10 protein-coding genes and 1 pseudogene are annotated in these 11,849 nt (G+C 59.0%); 4 read left to right on the forward strand and 7 right to left on the reverse strand.

Annotation, left to right across the window (positions count from 1 at the left end):
- Positions 1-66: 66 nt before the first annotated feature.
- Genes HBR94_RS05335 through HBR94_RS05345 form a run of 3 tightly spaced genes read right to left on the reverse strand, consistent with a single transcriptional unit; the run spans position 67 to position 5,854 of the window.
- Positions 67-1,518 (reverse strand): efflux transporter outer membrane subunit, encoded by a 1,452-nt coding sequence (locus HBR94_RS05335; protein ID WP_170044336.1) that lies wholly within the window; start codon positions 1,516-1,518, stop codon positions 67-69.
- Positions 1,515-4,691, reverse strand: coding sequence for an efflux RND transporter permease subunit (locus HBR94_RS05340; protein ID WP_057960141.1), 3,177 nt, complete (start codon positions 4,689-4,691; stop codon positions 1,515-1,517). Before HBR94_RS05340 ends, HBR94_RS05335 begins: the two co-directional genes overlap by 4 nt.
- Positions 4,688-5,854 (reverse strand): efflux RND transporter periplasmic adaptor subunit, encoded by a 1,167-nt coding sequence (locus HBR94_RS05345; RefSeq protein ID WP_170044337.1) that lies wholly within the window; start codon positions 5,852-5,854, stop codon positions 4,688-4,690. Before HBR94_RS05345 ends, HBR94_RS05340 begins: the two co-directional genes overlap by 4 nt.
- A gap of 120 nt (positions 5,855-5,974) precedes the next feature.
- On the opposite strand from HBR94_RS05345, the pseudogene HBR94_RS28540 reads away from it, so the two are divergent.
- Positions 5,975-6,121, forward strand: a pseudogene (locus HBR94_RS28540) (integrase); the annotation flags it as partial.
- Positions 6,122-6,442: 321 nt separating this feature from the next.
- Here HBR94_RS28540 and HBR94_RS05350 read toward each other — a convergent pair.
- Positions 6,443-6,937, reverse strand: coding sequence for a DUF1543 domain-containing protein (locus tag HBR94_RS05350; protein WP_057441699.1), 495 nt, complete (start codon positions 6,935-6,937; stop codon positions 6,443-6,445).
- Between the two features lie 536 nt (positions 6,938-7,473).
- Between HBR94_RS05350 and HBR94_RS28545 the strand changes: the two genes are divergently transcribed.
- Complete coding sequence (locus tag HBR94_RS28545; RefSeq protein WP_262383363.1) at positions 7,474-7,743, forward strand: hypothetical protein; 270 nt, start codon at positions 7,474-7,476, stop codon at positions 7,741-7,743.
- A 12-nt stretch (positions 7,744-7,755) separates the two neighbouring features.
- Here the strand turns inward: HBR94_RS28545 and HBR94_RS05360 are convergent, their stop codons facing one another.
- The 3 genes from HBR94_RS05360 to HBR94_RS05370 form a co-directional block, all read right to left on the reverse strand.
- On the reverse strand, positions 7,756-8,325 hold the full coding sequence (locus tag HBR94_RS05360; protein WP_170044339.1) for a MepB family protein: 570 nt from the start codon (positions 8,323-8,325) through the stop codon (positions 7,756-7,758).
- Between the two features lie 296 nt (positions 8,326-8,621).
- Positions 8,622-9,998 (reverse strand): heavy metal sensor histidine kinase, encoded by a 1,377-nt coding sequence (locus HBR94_RS05365; RefSeq protein ID WP_170044340.1) that lies wholly within the window; start codon positions 9,996-9,998, stop codon positions 8,622-8,624.
- Entirely contained in the window at positions 9,995-10,666 is a 672-nt protein-coding gene (locus HBR94_RS05370) for a heavy metal response regulator transcription factor (protein WP_120733596.1), read from the reverse strand. The genes HBR94_RS05365 and HBR94_RS05370 overlap by 4 nt, the downstream gene beginning before the upstream one ends.
- Before the next feature lie 146 nt (positions 10,667-10,812).
- Here HBR94_RS05370 and HBR94_RS05375 point away from each other — a divergent pair, with 146 nt between their 5' ends.
- Both HBR94_RS05375 and uraH read left to right on the forward strand, forming a co-directional pair.
- Entirely contained in the window at positions 10,813-11,316 is a 504-nt protein-coding gene (locus HBR94_RS05375) for a heme-binding protein (protein WP_170044341.1), read from the forward strand.
- Positions 11,317-11,326: 10 nt separating this feature from the next.
- On the forward strand, positions 11,327-11,737 hold the full coding sequence (uraH, locus tag HBR94_RS05380; RefSeq protein WP_057441708.1) for a hydroxyisourate hydrolase: 411 nt from the start codon (positions 11,327-11,329) through the stop codon (positions 11,735-11,737).
- Positions 11,738-11,849: the final 112 nt, after the last annotated feature.

The following is an 11,849-nucleotide window of genomic DNA, read 5'->3' on the forward strand; positions in this document are numbered from 1 at the left end:
AAATCTGCCACCTGGCCGTTCTTCGCCGAACACTGCAAGCAGCGCGCTTGCGTACAACAACGGTGTCTAACGCAGTGCCGCAGCACCGCTGCACACCTGCCCCGCCTGCTCGCAGATCTGCCAGCCACCGCCCAATGCCTTGTAGATGCCGACCACCGCCAAGCGCTGCTCGGTGCGCGCCACGGTCAGTGCGCGGCGGCTGCTGAAGTCCGCGCGCTCGGCCTCCAGGACGTCCAGATACACCCCCTCACCTTCCGTGAAACGCGTGCGGGCCAACCTCGCCGCCTCACGATTGGCCGCCGCTTCCAGCAGCCGCAAGCCCAGGGTGCTGCCGGCTGCACTGTTGGCCTGGAACGCGTCATCGGTTTCTTGCAGAGCGCGCAATACGGTCTGGTCGTAGCTGATCAATGCCGCCTGGGTGCGCGCCTCGCTGGCGGCGATCCGCGCGCGTACGCGCCCAGTGTCCAGCAGCGACCAGCGAATGACTGGTGCGATAAAGTTCGACTGCATGCCCGAGTCGCCCAAGGCGCCGAGGCTTCCGGCCAGCAGACCGATGGAACCCCGCACCTGGATATCCGGATACAAACCGGCTGTTGCCACGCCGATCTGCGCGGTCTCGGCTGCCAGCACCCGTTCGGCTGCGGCGATATCGGCGCGCCGGGCCAGCAAGCCGGCCGGGTCGCCCACCTGCAGGGTGCGCAGGTTCAAGGTCTCACGGCCGGGCCGGGCCTGCGGTGGCTTGAACCCTTGTGGCGCCTGCCCCAGTAATACCGCCAACGCGTTGGTGGTGGTTGCCCGACGCCGCTCCAGGCCAGGCGCTACCGCCTCGACATTGCGCAGCAAGGCCTCGGCACGTAGCCGATCGAATTCGGTGGCGGCGCCTACGCTGACCAAGTGCTCCACCAGGCCCAGGCTGTCGCGCTGGCTTTGACTGATGTCCGCCACCACCGCCTGCTCGGCTTCGACCCCTTGCAGCTCGAACCAGGTTGCCGCGACGGTGGCGGCGACGCTCGCCTGCACGCTGCGCAGCAACGCCTGGCGCGATCCCGCCTGGGCCTGCGCCGCCTCCACCGAGCGCCGGACGCGGCCAAACAAGTCGATTTCCCAGGCGGCATCCAGCGCCGCGCGCGTGGTTTCAAGGGAGCGCTGCTGGCCGAGGGGGGTCTCGACTTCGCTGCGCTGTCGGTGCTCATACCCTAACGCGGCACCGCCGCTGGGCAAGAAGCCCTGGCGGCTCTCGCGCAACATCGCCTTGGCTTCGTCGAGCCGCGCGGCGGCGATGCCGATATCGTGGTTGGCCGCCAGCGCCTGCTGGATCAATTGGCTGAGGGCCGGCTCATCGAACACACGCCACCACTGCACCTCGACATCGCCCGTACCAAGACCGGCAATGGGCGCGCCGAAGCTTGCTGGCCGTTGCGCAGCGGGCAGCACCGGCGCGGAATAATCGGGCCCGACTGCGGTGCAGCCAGCCAGCAGGAGCGACGACAACAGAAACGCTTGATAGGCCAATTTCATGACACGCGCTCCTCCAACTGCAGCTTCGGACTCGGGCCCTTGCGCTGCAAGCGCAGCGCAAGGCTGCGCATCACCACGTAGAACACCGGCGTCAGGAACAGACCGAACAGGGTCACCCCCAACATCCCGGCAAACACCGCAACCCCCATGGCATGGCGCATCTCGGCCCCGGCGCCGCTGGCAAACACCAGCGGCACCACACCGGCGATGAACGCCAGCGAGGTCATCAGAATCGGTCGCAAGCGCAACTGGCACGCGTGGATAACCGCTTCCAGCGGGTTGGCGCCTTCGGCTTCAAGGCTGCGAGCGAACTCGACAATCAGGATGGCGTTTTTCGCAGCCAGGCCGACCAGTACCACCAGCCCGATCTGTACAAACACGTTGTTATCGCCGTCCACCAACCAAACGCCGATGATCGCGCTGAGCAGACACATGGGCACAATCAGCAAGACCGCCAGGGGCAACAACCAACTGTTGTATTGCGCGGCCAGGATCAGATAGGCCAGCAACACACACAGCGGGAAAATGAACAGCGCCGATGACCCTGCGAGCTTTTGCTGGTAGGTCAAGTCCGTCCATTCATAGGTCACGCCCTCGGGCAGTACCTCCTGTGCCAGGCGCTCCATGAGTGCCACGGCCTGCCCGGAACTGACCCCGGGCATCGCTCCGCCGGAGATATCGGCCGAAGGATAGCCGTTGTAATGAATCACCCGATCGGGCCCGGAACTCGGTGTAACGGTGACAAACGCCGATAACGGCAGCATGTCCCCGGCCGCGTTGCGCACCTGCAGGCGGCCGATGGCTTCGGCCTGCATGCGGTGGTCCGCATCGGCCTGGGCAGTCACCTTGTAGGTGCGGCCGAACCGGTTGAAGTCGTTGACGTACAGCGAACCGAGGTAGACCTGCAAAGACTCGAACACATCCGCCAGTCGCACCCCCTGGCTCTTGACCTGGGTGCGGTCGATATCGACATTCAGTTGGGGCGCATTGACGTCCAGGCTGGTCATCAACCCGGCGACCTGACCCGACTCGGTGGCTTTTGTCATCAGCACCTGGGTCTGCTGCACCAGAGCCTGGAGCCCGACCCCACCCCGGTCCTCAACCTGCAGCTTGAAGCCTCCGGTCACTCCAAGGCCGGGCACTGGCGGCGGTGGGAATACACCGAGGAAACCGTCGGGAATGCTCGCGAACTTGGCTTGCAGGCGCCCGGCGATGGCGACCGCAGCCATGTCGGGAGAAGTACGCTCCTTGAACGGATCGAGCATAACGAACATTACGGCAGCATTCGGTACGTTAACGAAGCCGTTGACCGACAGCCCAGGGAACGCCACCACGCTTTCGACGCCCGGCTCATCCAGGGCGATTTTCGACATCTGCCGCACCACCGCATCGGTACGATCGAGGGAGGCCGCATTGGGCAACTGGGCGATACCGACCAGGTAGTACTTGTCTTGCATCGGCACGAAGCCCGCCGGTACAGCGCTGAAACCAAACCAGGTCAGCGCCAGCAAGCCGCCATACACCAACAGTGCCGCGCCGCGCCGACCCGCGACCTTGCGCACCGTGTTGCCATACGCCTGCGGTGCCCGCTGGAACGGCCGGCTCAGCACTTGCACCAGATGCGCGGCGCGACCGCGCAGGCTGCGCGGGTCATGCACCACCGCAGCGTCGCGCGGGCGCAGCAACAGGCCGGCGAGTGCCGGGCTGAGGGTCAAGGAGTTGACCGCCGACAGGATCGTGGAAATCGCGATGGTCAGCGCGAACTGCCGATAGAACTCACCTTGCAAGCCACTGAGGAAGGCGGTGGGGATGAACACCGCAGCGAGTACCGAGGTGATCGCAATGATCGGCCCGGTGACCTCGCCCATCGCTCGCCGCGCAGCCTGCGTCGGCTCCTCACCGTTCTCGATATGCCGCTCGACGTTCTCGACCACCACGATTGCATCGTCGACCACAATCCCGATGGACAGGACCAGGCCGAACAACGACAGGGTATTGAGGGAGAAACCCATCAGATGCATGACCGCAAAGGTGCCGATGATCGACACCGGCACGGCCATCAACGGGATCAGCGACGCACGCCAGTTACGCAGGAACACCACCACCACGAGGACCACCAGCAGGATCGCTTCCATCAGGGTGATGGCCACTGACTCCAGCGATGCACGCACAAACACTGTCGGGTCATAGGCAATCCGCGACACCATGCCCTCGGGGAAGTTAGCCTCCAGGCGCTGCATGGTATCGCGCACCGCTTGCGCCACATCCAGTGCGTTGGCGCCCGGGCTCTGGATGATCTGCAGGGCAACGGCCGGCTCGCCGTCCAACAGGCTGCGCAGCGCGTAGGCATCGGCGCCCATTTCGACACGGGCCACATCGCGCAGACGCGTCACCTGGCCGTTATCACCGGTGCGGATGATGATGTCGCCAAACTGCTCCTCGTCCGTCAGGCGTCCGAGGGTATTGACCGTGACCTGGAACGCCGCGCTGGAGTCAGGCGCCTGGCCGACCGAGCCGGCCGCCACTTGCACGTTTTGCTCACGCACTGCGGTAATTACATCGCCTGCGGTCAAGCCACGGGCGGCGATCAGGTCCGGATCGAGCCACAGACGCATGCTGTACTCGCCCGCCCCCCACACCAGCACGTCGTTGATCCCCGGAATCCGCGACAGCTCGTCGCGCACCTGGAGGTAGGCATAGTTGGAGATGTAGAGCGGGTCATAACGTTGGTCGGGCGACAGCAGGTGGACCACCATGAGGATGTCCGGGGAGGTCTTCTGCGTAACCACGCCGAGGCGCTGCACCTCTTCGGGCAAACGCGGCAGGGCCCGCGAGACGCGGTTTTGCACCTGGATCTGCGCCATGTCCGCGTTGGTGCCCTGGGCGAAGGTCGCGGTGAGGATCATGCGGCCATCGGTCGCCGATTGCGACGTCATATACAGCATGCCCTCGACGCCGGTGATCACCTGCTCAAGGGGCGCCGCCACCGTCTCGGCGATCACCTGGGGGTTGGCGCCCGGATAAGAAGCCGTCACTTGCACCGTGGGCGGCGTCACGGCGGGGTATTCGCTGAGCGGCAAATGAAAGAAGGCCACGATGCCGGCAATCATCATTAACACCGACAGCACGATGGCGAAGATCGGCCGGTCAATGAAAAAGCGTGGGAAGCTCATTGCACGCCCCCCAACACCAACGGCGCATCCAACGGCGCCCCATCCATCCTGGCGGCCAATGGCGTCACCTGCATGCCGGGGCGCACCAGCCCCTTGACGACAATGCGTTCACCCGGTTGCAGGCCCTGCTCAATCACGCGCAAGCCGTTGGCCATCGGCCCCAGTTCGACGGGACGGTATTCGGTCTTGTCGTCTGCGCCGACCACCAGCACATAGCGGCGGCCCTGGTCAGTGCCAATCGAGTGGTCGGCCACCAACACCCGGGGTTGCGGCGCGCCGGTGTCCAGCTTGACCTTGGCGAACAGCCCCGGCGTCAGGCGCCCATCCGGGTTGTCGACCACGGCACGCGCACGCACTGTGCCGGTCTTGCGGTCGGCCGCATTCGCCAGGAAGTCCACCCGCCCGGCGCGTGCGTAGCTTGCATCGTTAAGCATCGCCACCATGACCTTGGCGGCCTTTTCCCCTTTCGACGCAGCAACCTCCCGAGTCGCGGCAAGCGAGCGCAGATAGGTGCGCTCGTCGACATCGAAATACACATGCAGCGGGTCGATGGAAACGATCGTCGTCAGCGGCGTCACCCCACGGGTGACGTAGTTGCCCTCGGTGACAAGGGCACGGTCGACACGCCCGCTGATGGGCGCAGTGACGCGGGTGTAGCTCAAGTCCAGTTGTGCGGCATCCAGCGCTGCCTTGGCGGCGTCGACCTGAGCCCTGCCGGCATTCAACGAGGCGATGGCGCTGTCGAGACGATCCCGCGCCACCACCTTTTTAGCGAACAGTTGCTCAGCCCGACCATGCTCGGCCTGGGCCAGCAATGCATTGGCCTCAGCCTCACGCAAACGGCCCTTGGCAGCGTTCAGCGCCGCCTGGAACTCCCGTGGGTCGATCATAAACAAAAGGCTGCCCTTAGCCACGGATTGCCCTTCAGGCACGCTGACACTTTGCAGATAACCACTGACACGCGGGCGCAACTCAACCTGCTCAATCGCGGTCAAGGAACCGGTGTATTCAACAAACGGAGTCACCGGCTGCGCAACCACCTCGGCCACCGGCACACCAGGCGGCTTGGCGGCATCGGCCGCGGGCGCGCTCTCTTTACAGCCACCCAGCGTGAACACGACAGCTATCGCCACGGCGACCAGGGTTATGCGCTTGCCGTACATCGTGTACCTCCTTGTAATTTTCAGGACAAACCAACACTGGAGGTCTTATCCGGCTTGCCATGAGGGGAAGGTCAAGTGTTATGAAAATGGCAAGGAGAGGCTGGCAGTAGTCAGGGCGGGACGCAGCGTGAAGCGAGATGTTTGATGTGAGCGTTTAAGGAGGCCCGGGAGGCGGCAAGCTGTTACAAGGGATGGAAGGCCGAAGAGATGCCGGGGTTCCATGAGGTGCGAGCGATATCGCTTCACCTGTACCAGAAGGCCGGAAAGGTCCGGCAGATAGACCCAGGCCTACAGTCAACGGAAACATCTGGTGGGTGGGATGTTTGGATGTGGGGGGCAAGCCTGATTGGATTTGTTTGCTTCTGCACTGGCATGTGTTTCTTCACATATGCCGCGTGGGTCTATGTGACCCCTCATCTTGTGACTTCTTAGACTTTCCGGGGGGGGGTACCTGCCGGCCGAACACGAACTACCAAATTGCCCACGATTCGGGGCACTTGTCGTATGGCTGCGTTCGGCCAAAAGTGGCCGCTCATTACGTAGGAAATTCGGGCGATTCAGCAGATGACGTGTTGAGCTAATCAAACGTTACGACAAAACAATGTAGTCATTGCGCTGAATGATGCCGTCGTGTGGTCCCTCGACCAAATGAACGTATCGTCCTTCTATCGCATCAATCGGCAAACAGTCGTCCACATCCAGCACACCATCAGTATGGGCCTGGACCCAGTGCTTTAAAATCTCGCGTTTACCGAGGCTCATCGCCTCCCGCTTATCTTTCGCAACTATCAGGGAATAGTGATGCGCTTCACCAAAGGATTTAACTTCATACCCGCCTAAATTGATAAAGTACAAACGCATTGATCCAGGGCGGGGAGCTAATTCACTTAGTTCTAACTTCCAGCCTGCAACTCCATCAACTGCCATCCATGCATCAATATGAAGGCCTACAGGAGATCCAAACCAACTCTGTCTAAGCTGAGGATATGCATCCTCTAAGCTATCAGCTAATACGAAGGCTATATCATGGACTTCAATTTTCGCTCTAGGATGTTTTCCGCCTAACATTACAATAAAAAGCATTATTCGCCCTGCTATAAATTAAAAGTGGAACAGCTCAAATAATTGCGGACCATATTATCATATTTTAAACACCATTAACATCGCACCGACAATTGCACGCAACTCAAAAAATTAAAGCATCAACCCAATAAAACTCATATAAAAACACCTCCTACAAAGCCATGCGTAAATGCTGATGAAGGATCAAAGAATGTAATTATACAGGTGTCAGTCAGGCCTCTATAGGCATCGAGTAGGCGTTCGGGGGGGAACATTTTCGGGGGCTTCACCGCCTCCCGAACGCGTGCGCAAAGACCCGTGGTCGATTCAGAAAGTAGTAAAGTCCGGAGACGAGGACTCACAGGACCAGCCCTCCTGGTAAATATTCACACCCTAACTGAAGGTGCTGCAGCCCTTCGTGAAGGGCAGGTTAGCGTCGTTTGCCGCCAGTCAGGCGTAAACTCAACAGCGTTATCGGTGATGGGTTGGAACATCTAAGCCCGTAGTCCGCAAAACACAGGCAGTACAGCACCACGATTCATCCGTGGACTCGCTCAATGATCCGCATCGATTCCATCTGGATCGCCACCGAGCCGATGGACATGCGTGCCGGTACCGAGACCGCGTTGGCTAGAGTTATCGCGGTGTTCGGTGCGACGATTGAACCAAGACAAGTTTCACTGGCCAGGTATCCGGCACGGATCGGACGTCGAACTCGACAAGGAACAACTTCAGGCCTTGATACTGGGCTTGCCTTGGCAGCGGGTAGGCGCGGGCGGCTCGATCACAGTGCTTTAGCTGCCATTACCCAGAACGCTCAAGAATGACGAATAAGGATCTTAAACTTCAAAGAGCCGACGCACCTGCACGGAATCGGCGTTACCGCTTTGTTCAAGAGGAAGAAAGTAACGTAGTTGCCATTGCTGTGTCCTAACGGCCTCTTTGGCGACTGGTTTGACCCAAGGTGGATAAACGCGGATAGCGCGCTTACCGCCTTTACCGTTAATCGCCATGATGCCCTTTGATGCCAGTATCTTCTGGTCGAAAACAAACTGTCCGCGATGCGTTGCATCGAACACACTCACCACAACAAAGGCTACGCCATCATCGATATCGAGAGGTGCAATGATGCCGCCTGACGTCGGGCGCTTCCATATTGTGACGAACTGTCCAATCTTCGTCGGCGTTGTTTTAGCCACACGGAAGACAATGGTGTGTCCGTCGAGGCCAAAGCGGGAGGCACCATACTCGGCACTCTCAGCCTCGCGTATAGCAAAATCCGTCAATTGCATTCCCGCCGGCGTGTACACATCCTGGATAGCCGCTATCAGATCGTTTGGAATATAGCCGCGGCCAGGGTCTGCCGCGCACGCATATTTTGTGCCTTGTTCAGTTAAATCGAATTTCAAAGGGAACAACTCCTAAACCACTCATTGGCCATACGATCCAATCCAGAACATATGCTACGCCCTTCGACATACCGAGCGGACTGCGGGCGATTACATCGTGTGATTACGCAAGGTGGGATAGCCAGCCGCTTACGCTTTGGATAGGTCCTTCGTGACAGGAAGCTTCTGGCCGATTGCTGCCCGCTACGACAGGCAGAAATTGGCCAGAAGCGGTCATCTAGGACCTACACAATCTCGCGGCGACTCACATAGCGCTGATCAACAACAACTGACCACAACCACACTAATAGCTTCGCTCAAAGTAGAGACGTTTCGTTCGGAAAAGTGAGCAAAAACGCCGTGCCTAAATTGCTGCTGGTTACACCCACTTTTCCACTGTGGGCCTGCATGATCGATCGAACGATGGCCAATCCAAGCCCGCCCGAATCATCGGGCTGATTGCGAGAAGGATCACACCGGTAAAACCGCTCGAATAAATGCGGTAGGTGTTCGCCAGCAATCGCATCACCTTGGTTGTGCACGCTGATTTCGAGCCCATTCCCAGCGCTCATGGTGCTGATAGTCACCGGCGTATCAGGAGCGGCATAACGCAGTGCGTTTGCAATCAAATTGGCCAGTGCCCTGCGTAGCAACTGCGCGTCAGCGTACAACGTGCCACTGGCCTGATTTATCAGCTCAATACCGCGCTCTTCCCCCATCCCTTCGAAATATTCGCAGAGCTGTCCGGCAAGCTCCTGCAGGTCGATGCGTTCGCGGCTGATGGACGACTTTGGCTGCTCGGTACGCGCGAGGAAAAGCATGCTGTCAATCATCCGCGCCAGGCGCTCGTATTCTTCTTGATTGGACACCAACAGATTCTGGTATTCCTCAATCGAGCGAGTACGACCAAGCGTCTGCTGGGTCTGCCCCATCAGGTTGCTCAATGGCGTACGCATCTCGTGGGCAAGGTCTTCGGAGAAGCGTGACAGCTGAGCGAAGCCTTGCTCCAGGCGGCTAAGCATCTGATTGAGCGCATGGCTCAGGGCACTTAGCTCGCTGAGATCATTGAACGCTTCCAAGCGCACATGCAGGTGCTGCACATCGATGGTCGCTGCGCGTGTCGCCAGTTGACGTACCGGCTTGAGGCCGCGCTGACTGACCAGCCAGCCGAGCAGAAACGCCAGCAACGCACCAACCGTCACTGCTGTCAGCACTTCCCAACGATAGGCACTGAGCATCTGCTCACGCTCACCGAGGTACTTACCCGCAATTAGGGTAAGGCGACGCTCTGGACTCGAGATATCGACCCAGGCAAAACGCAAAGCTGGATCATCAGGACTATCGGCAAGCCTTGGCGCAGACGATTTCGGCAGACTCGGCAATGGCACAGCGAGCGGGTTGATTTCGATTAGCAACTGCCCATTGCTGTCGACAATCCAAAGCATGTTGTCGCGGTTGCCCAGCATGTTTTCGTACAGCTGCGGGCGTGTGCGCAGCGAATCTACACTCTTACTGTCGCCGATCAGTGCCTGCATATGCTGCAGCCGACCGAGCAGGGCCTGATCGTCACGCCAGGCTATTTCGCGTTGAAGAGAGTGATACAGATAGAACCCTACAGCACCTAAGAGCACCACACTGATCAAGGCAAACATCAAGGCCAGGCGAAGGCTGAGTTTACGTGGCCATAGGCTCATGGTTGAGCATCCATCATGTAGCCCATTCCGCGTACGGTGTGAATCAGCTTGATCGGATAAGGATCATCAACCTTCGCACGCAAACGTCGAATAGCGACGTCTACGACGTTGGTATCGCTATCGAAATTCATCTGCCAGACATGCGAAGCAATCAGCGTACGTGACAGAACCTCACCTTCGCGGCTGAGCAACAAATGCAGCAACGCGAACTCTTTGTTGGTAAGGGGCAAACGCTCGCCACCGCGAGTGACCTTGCGCTTGAGCAAATCGACATGCAGGTCGGCAATCTGAAACTGCTCTACTTCTCTCGCCGGACCGCGGCGAAGCAGCGTACGTACACGAGCCAGCAGTTCCGCGTAAGAGAAAGGCTTCACTAGGTAGTCATCCGCCCCCAGCTCAAGCCCTTTGACCCGATCTTCGATAGCATCGCGCGCCGTCAGAAATAGCACAGGCGTCTGCCACTTTCGTCGGATGATCTGCAGCAATTGCCAGCCGTCCAAGCCGGGCAACATGACATCGAGGATGATCAGATCAAACTCGCACTCCTGCACCAAGTGCTGACCGTCTAATCCATTCAGGGCGACTTCCACAAGATAGCCGGACTCACTCAGCCCCTTGTGCAGGTAGTCAGCTGTCTTCGCTTCATCTTCAACAACCAGGATACGCATCTAGTCCTCCAGCGCAGGTGCATAGCCTAGGCCAATAAACAGCTTCGTCCCATTACAAATTGGTAATCCTCACGCAATCAGTCTGAGCGCAACGCTTATGCATGATGGCCGCCAATGGCTCAACCGAGCTTTGAACGGGAGGATTTATGCTAATCGCAAGAAGCTGCACCACCTCACTCCTATCCCTGGCGATAGGTTCAAGTGCCGCATGGGCAGATACCTCACCGGTTGCCCAGCGTGCAGATGTCACCCTTGCCGTGGCCAACCAATTGCTAGACGCCACATTGGCAGCCTGCCATGCAGACGGCCGTACCGGGGTAGCAGCAGTCGTAGACCGCGGAGGCAATCTGGTAGCCGTACAGCGCGATGACAATGTCGGGCCACACAACACACTGGCAGCGCAGCGCAAGGCCTTTACCGCCCTATCAACAAAGACCGCTACAGGCCTGTTATCAGAGCGTGCACGCAGTAACCCCGAAGCTGAAAACCTAAACACACTTGATGAATTGTTGCTGTTAGGCGGTGGAGTACCGCTGAAGGTGGGCGATCAAGTCATCGGTGCCATCGGCGTTGCCGGGGCCGGCGGTGCGCAGATCGATGAAGGCTGTGCCCTCAAAGCTATCGCACAAGTTTTACCCACCCATAAATAAGAGACTCATCATGAATACATTAAAAACCCTTTTGGCCGGTGCCGTGTTGAGCGCACTTTCCTCCGCTGTTTTTGCGGCTGGTAACCCTCTGAGCGTCCATGTGCTGAACCTACAAGACGGCCTGCCATCACCTGGCGTGAATGTGACACTTGAAAAACAGAACGGCCAAGACTGGAGCAAACTGAACACCGGCATCACCAATGAACAGGGCCGTATTACTGCGCTTTATCCGGAAAACAAGGTGCTCGAGAAAGGGACCTATCGCGTAACGTTCAAAACGGGTGACTGGTTCAAAGAGCATCAGTCGGCAACATTCTTCCCGGAAGTACCTGTGATTTTCGAAGCAGACGGTAGTGTGCCTCACTACCATATTCCGCTGCTGCTCAGCCCCTATGGGTTCTCGACTTACCGCGGCAACTAAATTATTGATGTGGCTTTGCCCCGTTTTATGGGGCAAAGCCAGCTCTTGAGCAGAGTCGTTCAGGAGCACCTATTCATTGAGCCGCCCTAGATTCGTAGCCATATTTATGGCT

The organism is Pseudomonas sp. WS 5412 (genome assembly GCF_012985615.1).
Classification (GTDB): domain Bacteria; phylum Pseudomonadota; class Gammaproteobacteria; order Pseudomonadales; family Pseudomonadaceae; genus Aquipseudomonas; species Aquipseudomonas shahriarae.